Origin of the sequence: Sphaerospermopsis aphanizomenoides BCCUSP55, assembly GCF_001586785.1 — a bacterium.
GTDB lineage: Bacteria > Cyanobacteriota > Cyanobacteriia > Cyanobacteriales > Nostocaceae > Sphaerospermopsis_A > Sphaerospermopsis_A aphanizomenoides_A.
Genome location: NZ_LUFH02000004.1, coordinates 97,912 through 113,419 on the forward strand (window position 1 = coordinate 97,912; position 15,508 = coordinate 113,419).

A 15,508-nucleotide genomic window follows, 5' to 3' on the forward strand; every position below is an offset into this window, starting at 1 on the left:
TCTTTTCAAGAAGAAAAAAAGAAAAAATTTTCTATTTCCTAATCCTCTCACTTTTGGGAAGAAGTAATTGTCAATTGTCCATTGTTAAATTTTACCTTGCTGTAGTAATTGATGAAAGGTAAACTTTCTATTCTGGTGAATGAGTTTCCAACCAGTTCAATAAATCCTCAATAGCTGTAAAATCTAGCAATGCTTCACCCAGTTCTTCTAACTGATTTAGAGAAAGGGTTTTAATTTTCGCTTTAGTTTCTTTTGGTAACTCTCCAAACCGTTTTTGTAATAGTCGTACCACAAGATTTTGCTCACCTTCCTGTTTACCTTCTGTTATTCCTCGTTCGTAACCAATGCGCTCACCGGTGGTAATATAAGCCATAGTACGCTCCTGTTCAAATTGTTTAAAATCTTGCCAAAATTCCGCTTCTAATGCCTTTGGTAAAATCATAACCCAGTCTATAAAGCGGTAAAGGTTACGAATATCCTTTTCTTGCAATCCTTGTTCATACAATCGACGAATTAAGCTAAATTTCCATGTTTTACGTTCTTGTGGTTTTTTACTGGTTTGTTGTGTCTTTAAATGTGCCATTACCACCGTTGCAAAAGGATTATCACTGGCTTCTAATTCTGCCCAACGGTTTTGGTAATCTAGCAATTTGACTGTGCCAAATTCAAAGTTTAACCTGGTATATAGTTTAAATAACAAAAATCTAGTCAGATATAGTCAAACATAATCATTTGTGTTATATTTGAGGGTTAAAAATATGGACTAAAAAGAAAGAGAAACACAGAGTGTATTGTTAAGCACAAGGAGTCACAATGCTATTAGTTGAGCGACATATAATTAAACAGAATCACATCAGGTTTAGAGAAATTGATAAAATGTCTTTTTTATCAAAAAATCTGTTTAACTGTGCTGTTTATCTATGTCGTCAGGCTTTTTTTAGCGGTCAACCAATACCAACATTCAATCAAATATATCATTCACTCAAGAATACTGATGATTACAAGGCTTTACCGAGCAAAGTCGCTCAACTGGTATTTAAACAAGTTGATAAATGCTTTAAATCTTACCAGGAGGCAAAGAAAGAATATCAGTTAAATCCAGATAAGTTTTTAGGTGAACCAAAATTACCTAAATATAAACATAAACAAAAAGGTAGAAATGTCCTAACTTTTAATAATCAGGCGGTTTCTAAAAAAGCCTTAAAACAAGGTTTAATCTCACCTTCTGGATTGTCAATTTTAATTAAAACTAAACTTGCTCAAATTGAAGAAGTGAGGATTATTCCTAAAAATAATGTCTACATTATTGAGGCAGTTTATGAAAGAAAAGAAGCCACCATAGAAGTTAATAATAGAATCGCAGCGATTGATATAGGTTTAAATAACTTAGCTACTGTTAGTAGTAATTGTTTAGATTTTAAACCTTTTATTGTTTGCGGCAAGGCAATTAAATCTTGTAACCAGTTCTACAACAAAGTTAAAGCTAGTCTCCAATCTCAATTACCTAAAAATCAAAATTCTTCTCGAAAAATAGAAGCATTAACACTCAAACGTAATAATAAAGTGGATTACTACCTCCACACAGCTAGTAGATTTCTTATTAATCAACTAGTTAGCCAAAATATCACACATTTGATTATAGGTAAAAATGAGAATTGCAAACAGAATATTGACTTAGGAAGTAAAAATAACCAAAACTTTACCAATATTCCTCATGCTCGATTCATCCAACAGTTAGAATACAAAGCTAAACTTGTAGGAATTAAGGTACAAATTACAGAGGAAAGCTACACATCAAAATGTAGTTTTTTGGATTTTGAACCAATTAAAAAGCATGAGCAATATTTAGGTAAAAGAGTTAAAAGAGGTTTATTTAAGTCCCTGTCAGGTAAACCTTATTCAGCAGATTTAAACGGTTCTCTGAATATATTAAGAAAAGTAGTTGGGGAGTCTATCTTTGATAGAAACTCAGTAGAGAGGCTTGTAGTTAGCCCTGTCAGGTGTAGACCTTACCAAGCTAGAAATATTTGACTATATTTTTAGTAACTATCAGGATAATTATAACTGTATTGGTTTGGTCGCCATTTGGGGTCTGCGTCGCATAAAATAGCGAGACTAATGGCAGGTTTGCCGAAACGGTCAAAAATCCGCAGGGTGTATGAAAACATCCTTTCAGGAAAGAGTTCTTCTGATTTGGCTTGAATTTCTATATGTATCAACAGCCAAATTTCTTGTCCTTGGTGTTGCCAAACTTTGACTAATTTATCTGCGTATCTTCTTCCTTGTTCAGCGTCGCGGGCTATTTGTTGAAATTCTTTATCTAGAAATTCGTGGGGACGTTCCCAGTTAATTAATGCGGCTGTTCGCGGGAAGAAAAATTGCATCGCTTGGGGAAAGTATGCTTCTAATATTTCTTTCCACGGGCTGTCTTGGTCGGCTCTTTCTCGTTCTTCGGTCATTTGTTATTTGGTAGATAGTAAGGTTATTTTATATTGTTAGTGATGGGTTAATAAAGTCTGTTTACAGGGATTTTTAGGTAAATACATGATAATATCGCACAAATTACAGGTTGCTAACTTTTGAGGATATGAGATGGTAGAAAATTTTGGTGCTATTAGCTTTTACAGTTTTTATATTCTTGAGGAAAACTATCGGGACTTTAAAAAAACTATTCAAAGCTATATAAAACTCACGACAAGTGATGAATTTATATCTAACGACCAAAAGTATATGGAATTACACATCTATGGTGGAAGAGAACTTGGGCGCTTAATTCATAACTATGCAGCCTCATGGCTTTCTTTAGTAGATCACACGCGTGCTATTCAAAAAAAGCTGAAAGAAAGTAAAGCAGAGGAAATTAGAAACTTTGCAGTTGAGTATGAAAATAAACTAAGTGAATCTCTCAAAGACAGCTTTGAGAACTCATTTGTGAAAGATTTACGGAGATACGTTCAACATAAAGCTGTACCTGTTCCGACTCTACACTTTAGAATGAAACGGGTAAACCTTTCTAATTCAGAATCAAAGCCTCCTCTCATGGACATGAGTTATTCTTTTGAATTTAGCACCAAACAAATTCAAGATTTTGATTGGAGTAAAACTTCAAAAGAGTATATGAAAAAAAATGAATCAATACCTTTAGAAAAAATAATTGATGACCACTTTAACATGATGAAAGACTTTTATCTTTGGATAAAATTTCGTGACCATCAACTACATCCTTATTCCTCAAGTGAGATTAAGCAATCTACGTTTGAGGAATGGAAGCAACAACAGAATACTGTGTAGTCTGTAATATGGTAAGTCAAAGCTTCTCCCTTAGTAAAGGAGAAGTTTGGAAAGAGGTCTTACATTCAATACTGTTCGGTTAAGAGTTTTTGTAGGTTGGGTTAAGCGACAGCGCAACCCAACAAAAGTCCGTAAATGTTGGGTTTCCTAGCGTCAACCCAACCTACCTAATTTAATGTTTTTAGCTTAACCTACAAGTATTGGTCTTACATTTAATTAAGTTGATCTAATTGTTAAAAGATTTTTGAAATCTGACGCATTCCACTAAACTAGTAGAACATTATTTCAACAACACGCATAGGTGTACAAAACCTGAGAAAAATCCAACTGTTTAAGTGCAGAAGGCTGAATAAAAAAGTTACCAACTCCCTCATCTCCCCACATGATGGAATGCTCATCATCAGAGTCCATTTGCAATAACAGAAAATCGTAACCTTCCTCTCCCTCTACATTTTCTCGATCATCATTTTGCACAAATGCGGGATATCCTCCTAAACGATGTCCTCCTAATGATTCCTCATATTTTTCTTCATACTCATTGATCAAATCATCTAGGAGTTCTTCTAAAGAATTTTCCTGTGCTTTAGTTAGATTACTTTGTTGAAAGATAGAAAAATAGCTTTTAACTAAAGTTCTAAACCGATAATCTGATGCACTCATAGGAGTGGATTTAATAGCGAAATTCAAAGCTAAACAGTCTTCTAACGGTAAACCTATTCCTGGAGGTAAAAAATCAAAGTTATCTAGGAGATTATCACTATTTAAATCTGGTTCAGGAAAGTAAAGAACTCGAAAAGTTGTTTGTGCTAATTGGGGATATTCTTCAATTCCATAGGCTGTCTGACCTGCGGCTTCAATATAAAATTGAAGTATTCCTTTTTCTGGTAAATCTTCTAATTTAGGAGTTTCTGAAAAATTGATTTGTGCTAAAAGATGAAGGGGAGTACCATCTGGGGCTGTGGGATAATCAAGATGTTTAGGAAAGTAAGGTAAACCACCAAATTTACTTTGCCATAGGGTAGTTTCTGTTGTTGAATAGGGAGTGATTTCTATAAAAGGTTTGGTAATTGTATTGGCAAATTCATCTACCTGATCTTTTAATTCTAAGAACATTTCATATAATTCATCTGGAGTAAAATCTTTGTTATTTTCTTCTACTGGGATAGACTCGATATCATACCAACCATGTGTGAGTAATTCCTGAATACTTTGATTAAAAAAAGCTTCGGCTTCTGCTTCAGAAGGGAATTGATGCAGTTGTTGATAATGGGTAACAGTACAGCCGTCTAAATGAATGGAAGTTCTGAGGGAACTTAATCTCAATATTTTATTGCATTTCATGTTAATTAACCTTAGATGTGATAATCAATAATATTAGTGTATTGGGAAAGTCTTTTTTTATTGGTAGTAAGTATTATCCCAGCGTTAATAAACCCAACGATATATCTACTACCAAACGTCTATTTTTTAACCACTGACGACCAAGTAAAATTTCAGGCAATCCTTGTCCTACATGGACAGGAATATCAAAATATTGTCCATCAATTTGCACTTTTCCTAAATAGAGGTCAAATTCTGCATCACCCTGGGCTGTGAGCATTGTTTGTTGTTCTAAATATATCCAACCAAGTGCTGTCCTGGTTGTTAATTGCTAACCACCAAGAAAAACCTGTATCTAAAAGAGCTTCTACTGATAGTTCTAATCCATCAGCAGCTATCAAATCTATCTCAAACAATAATTCATCCTCATTACCAAATTTACCAGATATCATATTTTGCCACACACTCCAGTTTCGTTAATTCGGAAAACGTGCAGTTTGACATTTGGGTATTTTTGATGTGCTTGTTGTGCGGCTAATAAGGGATCTTCATTAATAAAATATTCACGGCTATTTGGCTCAATTGCTATGTACCAGTTATAGTGAGTTTGAATTAGTTCTGGTTGTAACTGCTCAAAAATTATTTTGCATTCTTGAGATAATGCTTCCCGTTCAGTCTGCCATTGCGCTTTTTGTTCTGGAGTCCATTGAATTTCGGGGAAGATTCTGCCTCTGCGGACTGTATGAGTAGATTTTGTTTCTGGCATAATTCGTTATGTATGACTAACAAATATATTATAATATATTATATTTTATCGCCTTTTTTGATTAATTTATGACAAATGGATATGTTTAAATCTATCAAGATAAAAAAATTCGTAATTGATAATTCTTAAATTACGAATTACGAATTACGAATTACGAATTACGAATTACGAATTACGAATTATGCTGTGATTTTCTCTAAAACTTTTTCCACAGCTTTTAATGCTTGAACAATTTCCTGCTGAGTGACAATTAAAGGAGGTACAAACCGGACGACTTTCGGACCAGCAGGTACTAATAATAAACCTTCATCCATCGCAGCTTTGACAATATCAGGTGCAGTTAAGGAAGATTCTGGATTGATTTCCATGCCGTTAATTAAACCCCAACCGCGCACTTCTGAGATATGCTCAGGATATTTGTAAGCGATCGCTCTTAATCCTTCTCTTAGTCTTGCCCCTTGTTCTCTGACATTCTCCAAAATATTCTCTTTTTCCAAGGTTTGGCACACACTCAAGGCCACACCACAAGCAAAGGGATTTCCACCAAAGGTACTCGCGTGTTCCCCTGGTTGGAAAATATCGCAGAATTTCTTACTCATCATTGCACCGATGGGAATACCACCACCTAGTCCCTTGGCGCTAGTGAAAATATCTGGTTCTACTCCCAGATGTTCATAACCCCATAATTTCCCGCTGCGTCCCATCCCCACTTGCACTTCATCGAAAATCAATAAAATGCCAATTTCATCGCAGAGTTTCCGCAGTTTTTGGAAGTAAGTAACATCTCCGGGACGAACTCCACCTTCTCCCTGCAATGGTTCAATTAAAATTGCGGCTACGCGATAATTACCTTCATCTAACTCAGTCACAGCTGCTTCCACTGCGGCAATATCGTTGTAATCTACATAGTAAAAGCCCGGTACTAAAGGATCAAAATTCTTTTGATACTTAGGTTGTCCGGTAGCAGTGACAGTTGCTAAAGTCCGTCCGTGAAAACTGGCATTGGCAGTTAAAATAATGGGGTTAGCAATATCTAGGACTGTATGAGCATATTTTCGCGCTAGTTTAATTGCTGCTTCGTTGGCTTCAGCACCAGAATTGCAGAAAAACACCCGGTCTGCACAGGAATGATCAACAATCCATTTGGCTAATTCACCTTGTTCGGGAATATAGTACAAATTAGAAACGTGATGCAGTTTTTGAATTTGGCGCGTTACTGCCTCGATCATCGCTGGGTGGGCGTGTCCCAAAGTACAAGTGGCTATTCCAGCCACAAAATCCAGATATTCCTTGCCTTGGGTATCCCAAACGCGACAGCCAGCACCTCGTTCTAAAGCCAAGGGAAACCGTCCATAAGTAGACATTACTACTTGGTTGAAACTATTTGCATCAAAGGGTGTGGATGGCATAAGACCTGACTCTTGGGGGATTGTGGCTTTTTCAACTAGACTTTGGAAACTCACTACCGCACCTCCTGAAAATCCTTTATCGTCTACTCTACTAGTTTCTCGGAAATATTTCAAAATTTATTATTATTGAGGAAATAACTGGGAAGAAGTAGAAGTTTTTGAGTTTTGAATTTTTTATTTTTAATCGCCTGTGTATTCTACCCTAGAAAAAAAATATCAACGGATTCAAAAAGAGTTAATGTTTGGGGCTTTGGCCTTGGTCTTTGTGTTTGTAATTGGTACTTTATGGTACTGGTTGGTGGAGGGCTGGTCATGGGAAGATGCGGCTTACATGACTGTTATTACTTTAGCAACTGTGGGTTATGGAGAAACTAACCCTTTGGGTAGTCGTGGGCGGTTATTTACTATTGCCTTAATTTTAATGGGTGTAATCAATATCGGTTACATTGTGAATAGATTTACAGAAGCTATTATTGAAGGCTACTTTCAAGAAGGAATTAGACTTAGACAACAAAGGCGTTTAATGGAATCTCTATCAGGACATTACATCATCTGTGGATTTAGTCGGACGGGAAGACAAATTGCCAGGGAGTTTCGGGCAGAGAGTGTGTATTTTGTGGTGATTGATTCCGAGATTGAATCTGTACAGAGAGCGCAAAATGAAGGTTACACTGTCTTTCAAGGGGATGCAACGTTAGATGATACGCTCTTAAAAGTTGGGATAGAACGAGCTATTTGTATTGTGGCAGCTTTGCCTTCAGATGCGGAAAATTTATATACAGTGTTATCAGCAAAAACTCTTAATCCCAATATTCGGGCGATCGCACGGGCAAGTACGGAGGAAGCTTTACAAAAATTACAACGTGGTGGGGCAGATGCGGTGATTTCTCCCTATATTACTGGTGGTAAGCGGATGGCAGCAGCGGCACTCAGACCACAGGTTTTAGACTTTGTAGATGGGATTCTCTCTGGTTCAGACCGTCAATTATATATGGAGGAATTTTTAGTTGACCCGGCTAAGTGTCCTTTTGTAGGTCAAAGTCTATACAAAGCAAAACTGCGATCGCAAACTGGTGCATTAGTTCTCGCTATTCGTCGTCTTGATGGTAATCTCATTGGTGGCCCAACTGGAGACACCATTTTAATGCCTGGAGATACCCTAATTTGTATGGGTACTGCTGAACAATTACGGAATTTAAATCAAGTCCTCGGTCCCCTGATTTCTAAGCAAGTAAGAAGACCAAAAAATATTTAGTAGCTTGATTCTGGCGGATTAATTGGTAATAAAATCATAAAGGTTGTTCCCTCACCTAATGTAGAAGTACAGGTGAGTTGACCATTATGTTTTTCTTCTACAATTTCACGAGCAATAGATAAGCCTAACCCTGTTCCTTTACCCACATCTTTTGTAGTGTATAAATATTCAAATAGATGGCTTTTCACTTCATCAGACATTCCCATTCCTGTGTCTTGAATAGTTACCATAATGGCATTTTCATTATTGGTTAAAGCTGTTTTCACAGTAATTTGATGTTGTCTTTGAAATCCAGCTGATTCAATGGCATCAATAGCATTAGCTAATAAATTCATAAATACTTGATTTAGTTGTCCTGGAAAACAATTAAAAATCGGAATATTTCCATATTCTTTGACAACTTGAATCTCTGGAAGATTATCTTGGTTTTGGAGACGATGCTTTAAAATTAATAAGGTGCTATCTAAACCATAATGCAAATTAAAAGCAACTTTCTTATCGCTATCACTACGGACAAAAGTTCGCATCGAACGACTAATTTCGTAAATTCGTTGAGTCGAATCAGCCATTGATTGTAATATTTTCGGTAAATCCTCTTGAATAAACTCGAAATCACAATTTTCTAATGCTGATTGAATTGTGCCAGAGGCTTGCGGATATTCCCGTTGATAAAGACTAATTAAATCAAACAAATCTTGAATATAATCTTGGGCTGGTTTTAAGTTGCCTGTGATACAACCAATAGGATTATTGATTTCATGGGCAACTCGAGCAACTAGCTCACCTAAACTAGAGAGTTTTTCACTTTGGATCAGTTGGGTTTGGACTTGTTTTAATTCTTCCAAAGCTTGATTCTTCTCTTTAATCTCTTTTTCTAAGGCTGTTGTATACCGGGCATTTTCGGTAGCTATACTAGCTAAATGAGTCGCTGTTTTGAGAATATCTAAATGCTGCAAAGTAGCTTCACAGGCAACAGAATGAGCAATAGCAAATGTTCCTAAAACTTCTCCTGTTTTAGACAGGAAAGGAGATGACCAACAGGCACGAATGTTTTCATTTAAAGCCAGATCTTTCAAATTAGCCCATAACGGATCATTAGCAATATCATTTACAAATACTGACTCTCCTCGATAAGCTGCTGTACCACAAGAAGCAGCACCTTCAGCAATGATTAACCCATCCACGCCTTGAGCAAACTTAGTAGGTAAAGTGGGTGCTGCTCCTGCTCTTAACCGATTTTCTTGAGGATCACGAGTTAAGATAAAACAATAAGCTTTTGGTAATATTTGTTCTAATAATAAACATAGGTCATTATATATCGCATATATATTTTCTCCTACTGCAACCGCCTGGAAAATCTGTGATTGAGTTTGCTCTAAATAAGAAACTCTTTCCCGTTCAACTACAGTAGTCAGTAACTGAGAAACTGCTTGCAAACAATGAATTTCATCAAGGGTAAAGCTACGCTCAATTTTACTATATATTTCTAATATTCCTAATGCTATTTGAGATTCAGCTAGTATCGGTAGAATTAAACCACAACTACTACCAGCAGGAGGTGGTGTAGGATAATCATCACCGGAATGATTAATTTGTTTGGACAAAATCGGTTGATCAGTAGAGAGTATTTCGTGTAAAGATGGATAAGAATCTACGTTAATATAATTGATTAATCCTTCAGGAGAAAATCCATAATTAGTAACTAGGCGTAGAGAATGACGATCAGAAACTACTTCCCAAATTCTTACATAATCAACTGCAAAAGTCTCAGCAATTGCTTGCACAACTACTTGGCAAAATGAGATATAGCTATTGATAATTAGTGCTTGTTGTCCTAAAACATTGATTAAGCGTTGGTAAGGAGAAACAGGATCAACAGATGTAGGATGAGATTTTTCCACGGAAGGAGGGAGAAGAACCATAACTTGAAATGCTAATCAATAGTTAAGAACAAATGAAGCAATACAGGATATTACAAATCAATAAGGTACAAATCTTGATGACAAAGCCTTGTACCAAAAGGATGTTACTGCTGACTGCTGACTGCTGAAAGCTGCTGTATCACTGAATAAAATGCTGTTGTGGATTTTGTGTTTTGAAGTTGCAACTTAGTTTGGACAAAGGCTAAAAGTTTTCTGTCCTTTGTTCTTTTTTCCCTGAGCCGACGAATATTATCGCTAAATACTGATTACAGTGTAATGTCTAATACGCCTTTTGATGGGTGATCGCTGTCACAATTTATGACATTTTTAAGTTGAAGCGGAAAAATGAATTTATGGTAAAGATGGGTTTCGTTCAGATTTATGCCAGATGTCTGAATCACCGCAAACAGAGGAAACAACTTAATTCTTTCTGTTTTGCTACAACAGCTAAACCCCTACTGACTGCTGAATGCTGCTGTAATTACTAGTCTGTGTCCATCCATGCAGAGGAGCGATCGCTTGACAAACAGATTCTATCAGATCTGGAGGAGCTTCCGAAAGCAGGATACTCGGATAAACAGCGGTACCCCATTCTGGATGTACTAACACAGTGCATTTATTTTTAATGACTGGATAATCTAGTAAAGCCTTGGCAACTGCTGTATCATCGTGGGGAACTGGGCCAGGATGGGAAAGTAGGGGATAACCAGTACGTGGATCAATTAGGTCAGTCACATAACCGCGATCGCGCAAATTAAATGCCACATCACAACCAAACCGCATAAACTTTTCTCGCAGTTTTTCTTTTTCCTGCTCTGTTTCTGCTGTAATTTCTACTAGTGGATATCTCGACTGTTGTAAAACAACCACTACCCACAAAAACTGTTGCTGTTTCCAATCTGGTAATATCCGTTCGCAGTTGGCACAGATATACTGACTGGGAGTATGAATGGAAATTTGCACTGCTTGTCCCGTTTTGCCAACTAAATTAATGGGACAGCCTTGTGTGAAACTGCAAACACTGGAATAGTTCACCACATTAATTCGGTTTTTGCAAGTTTTTTATGATGATAACTTATACAAAAATTAATCACCAGGTTGAGCTTAGTAATTGGTAATTTGTCAAATCTTTATCTGTTAATAATTTTCTTTAATTCAGTTTTAAAGCGTTGACAGGAACTTGCTCCCATGAGTCTACAGTTCTTAATTTGGCAACCCAACCAGATGCCTTTTGGATTTCTGTCAAATTTCTCTGGAAGGATTCATGACACTCTTTAGCCTGGGATTCATTACAACAGGCAATGCAAGCATGAATCATCCCAGATGGATCGATTTGCTCATTTACCCAAATCGTCATAGCTTATTACCTCAAAAGTTTTTTAGTAAAACAGTTATTGATATCATAATTTCAGAATACTATTAAAGTGGTCAATTGTCAGAAAATAACTGACAAATGACATTTAATCAGTTAAGGTTTTTGAGTAGCGATCGCTAATTTTGCTCCCTCTACCTGACGTACTTGATCCATCACTGCCACTACCTGTCCATGAGTGGCACTTTGATCAGCATTAATAATTACCATCACTTCTGACTTATTACCCATCAATTCACGCACTTGTTTTGCTAAAGCATTGAGGGTAATAGGTTCACGGTTTAAGCTAATTTTTCCCCCTTGATTAATTGTCACTGTGATTGGTGCTGCTGAAGCTTGTGATTTTGCTGTTGCTGCTTTGGGTAAATTCACAGGTAAGCCTTCTGACCGAGTTAAAAACAAAGTTGACATAATGAAAAATGTCAAAATCGCAAAAATTACATCAATCATTGGCACAATATTGATTTGTGCTGGAATATCTGGTTCATCGGGTAGGCGCATAAGCAATTGATAATTGATAATTGATAATTGATAATTGATAATTGGTAATTGGTAAACGGGAAAACAACTACAACCTAGTCCCCAGTTTCCAGTTACCTGTTCCCCTTAACTACTCTCTCATACTGACGACGATAAAGTAATTCTAACTGTCCACCATATTCTTGAATCCAGGCAATTTGGCGTAGATAAAGTCCTCGAAAGGTGTTAGCAAAGAAAAGTGTAAAGATAGCCACAACTAATCCTGATGCTGTTGATACTAATGCTTCACTAATTCCAGATGTAACACCAGCGGTTTTTGTCCCACCGACATCACCAATATCCAAGGAAGCGAAGGAAGTAATTAACCCCAAAACTGTACCGAGAAGTCCTAACAGAGGTGCAAGACCTATAATTGTATCAAAAATGTTTTGGAATCTTTTGAGTAAAGGAATTTCTGCTTGTGCTTCACTTTCTAAGGCCAAGCGAAATTCTTCTGGGGTTGGTTCTTCTAACTCTAAAGCAGCTAAAAAAATCCGTGCAATGGGTAAGTCCATATTTTTTTGCAAATGATCTAAAGCACTAACCACATTACCTTGACGATAAAAATTTAGCACTGCTCGGACTACGTTGTTTTGACGACCACTCAACCTTACCCAAAAGGTGATTCTTTCCATAATTAGTGCTACTGCTAACACGGAAAAAAAGAGCAGGGGAAACATAACCACCCCACCTGCTTTAAAGAGATTGCTAATATCCATTTACTATGTTCTCAGTCTCCACACAGATAGATTAGCAGATTGGGGCAGAGAGAACACCATAACTAGGTCATGGCTAGGGGAAGTGCCATTTATATTTTCCAAGCGCGTTTGGATTACTGAGTCAATGGCTAAAATTTTGGGCAGAGAATAATTTGAGGATTATTGTTAAGTAGGTAGGCGTTAAAATTTATCGTTATGGCAAGGCAAAAGGCAAGAGGCAAAAGGCAAGAGGGAAGAGACTTGCAGAGAGTTTACTTTTTGTAACATACCTCGGTTTTTTCAAGCCGACTTACTTAATAGCTGATTATTGATTACTGATAGCTGAATACTTACAAATTTTATCACCAACTATTCATGACTAATGGGCTGATTTTGCTGTTCTATCTGCCCTTGTCGCATAAACAAAAATAATGGCAGTGCCAAGGAAACACCAACCAGCAAATTACTAGCGATATAAATCCACAAATTTTTCATTTTAAGTCTTGTTCCTTCAGTAAATACAAATATCCAAAATACAAGGGAAGAAACAATTACATCCATCCCAAAAAAGCCCGATATCTTGTTAGCAAAAAGCTGTGCAAAGAACAGTTTGATATCCAGCCCATGCTCGAATATAAAAGGAATAAACTGAGAATAAGGAAGCACTAAACCCAAAAGAGCTAATAGTAGGTATATAGATTTGAGCATATATATTTACCACCGAGTAGTTGTACGATTTTGATAACCAATAATCACGAACATTCGTTATTTTTCCGGCAAATTAACTTTACAACTTAATTGCTGTTTGTAATTGCAACTCATTTGAGTTTCCCGATAAAACCCCCATTTACATATTAATTTTTTTGTAAATACGCAGTCAGCATTTTTCCTAAAAGCTCACATTGTTCAAGGAAATCAATCGTTTCACCACCCCATAATTTTTCGAGAATTACCCCATTCACAAAACTCAAAACAAACGATGCTAAAACTTTATCTTCAATTCCCAAAACATCACAGGTTGCTTGTTGATATCTTTTGTTGGCACGTTGGAAAACAATGCTAGGACTCAGCATGGTTTTTGAGTCTTGAGTTTGACAAAAATCAACCCATACATAGGTCAATTTAATGAGGTAATCTTCATTTTTAACGAGATAATCACCCAACGCTACCATCATTTCTGATAGATTTTTTTTTCCTCCCAACTCTGCTAAAGCTGTAATTACATCTTGTTGACTAATCTCTTCCACCAGTTGCTCAAATAAAGCTTGTTTACTGGGGAAGTAGTGATATAGCGTTCCTGTGGAAACATTTAAACCTTGAGCAATTTGCCGCATGGTTACAGCGCCATAACCTTTTTCGGCAAATAAATGGAAACACTTGCCGAGTAATTCTTTGCGGTATTGTTCGTGATCAACAATTTTCGGCATAACTCGCCTTATTGATATCGAACGGTCGTTATTTTTAAGTTAAAGGATGTGGAGAAGTTTGTCAAGAAGTCGAGTATTTGAAAAAGGCGAAGAAATCTGACAATAGAATTACAAAATTGCAACAAAAATATCAAAAAAAATATCTACATTAGTAATAGCTCTAAATATCCTTCCAGAAAGCAAATGCCAAACCAAAAACAAGACCAAGATAACCTTTTACCAAAAAGCCATCACGATGCACCTTGGAAAAAAGCAGCAACTTCTTTATCCTTGGTGCTGTTGGGATCAGGTATGACTTTAGCAGGTGGTTATTTAGCTGGTAATCAACAGCAGGTATCTGAAACTGCTTCCAAACTAGCTGTGGAGAAGGTAAATGCGGCTCCTCCCTTACCAGCAAACACAGACCCGAATTTTATTACTCAAGTTGTGCAGAAAGTAGGGCCTGCGGTAGTGCGAATTAACTCATCCCGCACTGTTAAAAGCCAGTTACCGGAAGAATTTAATGACCCCTTTTTCCGGCGCTTTTTTGGGTCACAACTACCATTAGAGGGCAGAAGTCGGGTAGAACGGGGTACTGGTTCAGGTTTTATCCTGAGTGCTGATGGTCGAATTCTCACTAATGCTCATGTAGTTGATGGTGCGGATACAGTGAGTGTCACCCTTAAGGATGGACGCACATTTCAAGGTAAAGTTGTAGGGAAAGATGAATTAACTGATGTTGCGGTAGTAAAAATTAAAGCTAATAATTTACCGACAGTAACTTTGGGTAATTCTGACCAATTACAACCAGGACAATGGGCGATCGCCATTGGTAATCCCCTCGGTTTAGATAATACCGTAACTACAGGCATTATCAGCGCCACTGGACGCTCCAGCAATCAAGTTGGCGTTCCCGATAAACGAGTAGAATTTATTCAAACTGATGCAGCAATTAACCCTGGTAACTCTGGCGGGCCTTTGCTGAATGCCCGTGGGGAAGTGATTGGTATGAATACAGCTATTATTCAAGGAGCGCAGGGCTTAGGATTTTCCATTCCCATCAACACAGCCCAACGTATTTCTAATCAAATTATCAGTACAGGTAAAGCTCAACATCCTTACTTGGGAATTCAAATGGTGGGTATCACACCTGAATTAAAGCAACGTCTCAACTCAGATCCCAACAGTGGTTTAACTGTGGATGAAAATAATGGCGTGTTAATAGTCAAAGTTATGGCTAATTCACCCGCAGCAAAAGCTGGATTACGTGCTGGTGATGTGATTCAAAAAGTTAATAATCAAACAGTTACAGATGCTGCTGCTGTGCAGAAAGCAGTGGAAAAAACTTCTGTTGGAGGAGATTTACGTCTAGACTTACGTCGTAATGGACGGAGTATCAGCCTATCTGTGACAACGGGTACTTTTCCCACACAAGACCAGGGATAGAAAATAGGAGTTCAGGAGTTCAGGAGTTCAGGAGTTACAGGAGAAAGAAGAAGTATGGGAGAAAGAATGAATTTTCCCCCTGCCTCCCCTGCCTCCCCTGCCTC

The 15,508-nt window shown here is 37.2% G+C and carries 16 protein-coding genes and 2 pseudogenes; 4 read left to right on the forward strand and 14 right to left on the reverse strand.

Annotation, left to right across the window (positions count from 1 at the left end; genetic code table 11):
• Window positions 1-127: 127 nt before the first annotated feature.
• A pseudogene (locus tag A0J48_RS01980) lies at window positions 128-682 on the reverse strand (DUF4351 domain-containing protein); the annotation flags it as partial.
• A 131-nt stretch (window positions 683-813) separates the two neighbouring features.
• On the opposite strand from A0J48_RS01980, the gene A0J48_RS01985 reads away from it, so the two are divergent.
• Window positions 814-2,031: an RNA-guided endonuclease InsQ/TnpB family protein gene (locus A0J48_RS01985; RefSeq protein ID WP_200319832.1), complete on the forward strand. Its 1,218-nt coding sequence runs from the start codon at window positions 814-816 to the stop codon at window positions 2,029-2,031.
• 14 nt (window positions 2,032-2,045) lie between these two features.
• On the opposite strand, the pseudogene A0J48_RS01990 reads toward A0J48_RS01985, so the two are convergent.
• Window positions 2,046-2,459 (reverse strand): annotated as a pseudogene (locus tag A0J48_RS01990) (hypothetical protein); the annotation flags it as partial.
• Window positions 2,460-2,592: 133 nt separating this feature from the next.
• On the opposite strand from A0J48_RS01990, the gene A0J48_RS01995 reads away from it, so the two are divergent.
• Window positions 2,593-3,291, forward strand: coding sequence for a hypothetical protein (locus A0J48_RS01995; RefSeq protein ID WP_200319833.1), 699 nt, complete (start codon window positions 2,593-2,595; stop codon window positions 3,289-3,291).
• A gap of 285 nt (window positions 3,292-3,576) precedes the next feature.
• Here the strand turns inward: A0J48_RS01995 and A0J48_RS02000 are convergent, their stop codons facing one another.
• The 5 genes from A0J48_RS02000 to A0J48_RS02015 form a co-directional block, all read right to left on the reverse strand.
• Window positions 3,577-4,632 carry a YwqG family protein gene (locus A0J48_RS02000; protein ID WP_200319834.1) on the reverse strand — a complete coding sequence of 352 codons (1,056 nt, stop codon included), beginning with the start codon at window positions 4,630-4,632 and terminating at the stop codon, window positions 3,577-3,579.
• Window positions 4,633-4,705: 73 nt separating this feature from the next.
• On the reverse strand, window positions 4,706-4,891 hold the full coding sequence (locus tag A0J48_RS27555) for a hypothetical protein (RefSeq protein ID WP_325078167.1): 186 nt from the start codon (window positions 4,889-4,891) through the stop codon (window positions 4,706-4,708).
• Window positions 4,872-5,063 (reverse strand): hypothetical protein, encoded by a 192-nt coding sequence (locus tag A0J48_RS27560; RefSeq protein ID WP_325078169.1) that lies wholly within the window; start codon window positions 5,061-5,063, stop codon window positions 4,872-4,874. The genes A0J48_RS27555 and A0J48_RS27560 overlap by 20 nt, the downstream gene beginning before the upstream one ends.
• Window positions 5,060-5,377 carry a hypothetical protein gene (locus A0J48_RS02010; protein ID WP_200319835.1) on the reverse strand — a complete coding sequence of 106 codons (318 nt, stop codon included), beginning with the start codon at window positions 5,375-5,377 and terminating at the stop codon, window positions 5,060-5,062. The genes A0J48_RS27560 and A0J48_RS02010 overlap by 4 nt, the downstream gene beginning before the upstream one ends.
• Window positions 5,378-5,556: 179 nt before the next feature.
• A complete protein-coding gene (locus A0J48_RS02015) occupies window positions 5,557-6,840 on the reverse strand; it encodes an aspartate aminotransferase family protein (RefSeq protein ID WP_200319857.1) in 1,284 nt (427 codons plus the stop codon).
• A 136-nt stretch (window positions 6,841-6,976) separates the two neighbouring features.
• Here A0J48_RS02015 and A0J48_RS02020 point away from each other — a divergent pair, with 136 nt between their 5' ends.
• Window positions 6,977-8,041, forward strand: coding sequence for a potassium channel family protein (locus A0J48_RS02020; protein ID WP_325078170.1), 1,065 nt, complete (start codon window positions 6,977-6,979; stop codon window positions 8,039-8,041).
• Here A0J48_RS02020 and A0J48_RS02025 read toward each other — a convergent pair.
• From A0J48_RS02025 to A0J48_RS02055, 7 genes are all read right to left on the reverse strand, one after another.
• On the reverse strand, window positions 8,038-9,963 hold the full coding sequence (locus A0J48_RS02025; protein ID WP_200319837.1) for a GAF domain-containing sensor histidine kinase: 1,926 nt from the start codon (window positions 9,961-9,963) through the stop codon (window positions 8,038-8,040). The two genes, A0J48_RS02020 and A0J48_RS02025, sit on opposite strands and share 4 nt — an antisense overlap.
• 447 nt (window positions 9,964-10,410) lie before the next feature.
• Window positions 10,411-11,001, reverse strand: a complete 591-nt coding sequence (locus A0J48_RS02030) for a methylmalonic aciduria and homocystinuria type D protein (RefSeq protein ID WP_200319840.1) — start codon at window positions 10,999-11,001, stop codon at window positions 10,411-10,413.
• A 112-nt stretch (window positions 11,002-11,113) separates the two neighbouring features.
• Complete coding sequence (locus A0J48_RS02035; protein WP_200319841.1) at window positions 11,114-11,320, reverse strand: glycogen debranching protein; 207 nt, start codon at window positions 11,318-11,320, stop codon at window positions 11,114-11,116.
• 111 nt (window positions 11,321-11,431) lie between these two features.
• On the reverse strand, window positions 11,432-11,836 hold the full coding sequence (locus A0J48_RS02040; protein WP_200319843.1) for an ExbD/TolR family protein: 405 nt from the start codon (window positions 11,834-11,836) through the stop codon (window positions 11,432-11,434).
• A gap of 92 nt (window positions 11,837-11,928) precedes the next feature.
• Window positions 11,929-12,573 carry a MotA/TolQ/ExbB proton channel family protein gene (locus A0J48_RS02045; RefSeq protein WP_200319845.1) on the reverse strand — a complete coding sequence of 215 codons (645 nt, stop codon included), beginning with the start codon at window positions 12,571-12,573 and terminating at the stop codon, window positions 11,929-11,931.
• 348 nt (window positions 12,574-12,921) lie between these two features.
• A complete protein-coding gene (locus tag A0J48_RS02050) occupies window positions 12,922-13,260 on the reverse strand; it encodes a DUF2834 domain-containing protein (protein WP_200319846.1) in 339 nt (112 codons plus the stop codon).
• Between the two features lie 146 nt (window positions 13,261-13,406).
• Window positions 13,407-13,979, reverse strand: a complete 573-nt coding sequence (locus A0J48_RS02055) for a TetR/AcrR family transcriptional regulator (protein ID WP_200319848.1) — start codon at window positions 13,977-13,979, stop codon at window positions 13,407-13,409.
• Window positions 13,980-14,162: 183 nt separating this feature from the next.
• On the opposite strand from A0J48_RS02055, the gene A0J48_RS02060 reads away from it, so the two are divergent.
• Window positions 14,163-15,404 (forward strand): HhoA/HhoB/HtrA family serine endopeptidase, encoded by a 1,242-nt coding sequence (locus tag A0J48_RS02060; RefSeq protein ID WP_200319850.1) that lies wholly within the window; start codon window positions 14,163-14,165, stop codon window positions 15,402-15,404.
• Window positions 15,405-15,508 lie beyond the last annotated feature (104 nt).

Excerpts from the sequence above, each read along its gene's own strand:
- A0J48_RS02010 (WP_200319835.1), bottom strand. The coding sequence starts at position 5,377 with ATGCCAGAAACAAAATCTACTCATACAGTCCGCAGAGGCAGAATCTTC.
- A0J48_RS01985 (WP_200319832.1), top strand. The coding sequence starts at position 814 with ATGCTATTAGTTGAGCGACATATAATTAAACAGAATCACATCAGGTTT.
- A0J48_RS27560 (WP_325078169.1), bottom strand. The coding sequence starts at position 5,063 with ATGATATCTGGTAAATTTGGTAATGAGGATGAATTATTGTTTGAGATA.
- A0J48_RS02060 (WP_200319850.1), top strand. The coding sequence starts at position 14,163 with ATGCCAAACCAAAAACAAGACCAAGATAACCTTTTACCAAAAAGCCAT.
- A0J48_RS02000 (WP_200319834.1), bottom strand. The coding sequence starts at position 4,632 with ATGAAATGCAATAAAATATTGAGATTAAGTTCCCTCAGAACTTCCATT.
- A0J48_RS02025 (WP_200319837.1), bottom strand. The coding sequence starts at position 9,963 with ATGGTTCTTCTCCCTCCTTCCGTGGAAAAATCTCATCCTACATCTGTT.
- A0J48_RS27555 (WP_325078167.1), bottom strand. The coding sequence starts at position 4,891 with ATGCTCACAGCCCAGGGTGATGCAGAATTTGACCTCTATTTAGGAAAA.
- A0J48_RS02035 (WP_200319841.1), bottom strand. The coding sequence starts at position 11,320 with ATGACGATTTGGGTAAATGAGCAAATCGATCCATCTGGGATGATTCAT.
- A0J48_RS02045 (WP_200319845.1), bottom strand. The coding sequence starts at position 12,573 with ATGGATATTAGCAATCTCTTTAAAGCAGGTGGGGTGGTTATGTTTCCC.
- A0J48_RS02050 (WP_200319846.1), bottom strand. The coding sequence starts at position 13,260 with ATGCTCAAATCTATATACCTACTATTAGCTCTTTTGGGTTTAGTGCTT.
- A0J48_RS02055 (WP_200319848.1), bottom strand. The coding sequence starts at position 13,979 with ATGCCGAAAATTGTTGATCACGAACAATACCGCAAAGAATTACTCGGC.
- A0J48_RS01995 (WP_200319833.1), top strand. The coding sequence starts at position 2,593 with ATGGTAGAAAATTTTGGTGCTATTAGCTTTTACAGTTTTTATATTCTT.
- A0J48_RS02040 (WP_200319843.1), bottom strand. The coding sequence starts at position 11,836 with ATGCGCCTACCCGATGAACCAGATATTCCAGCACAAATCAATATTGTG.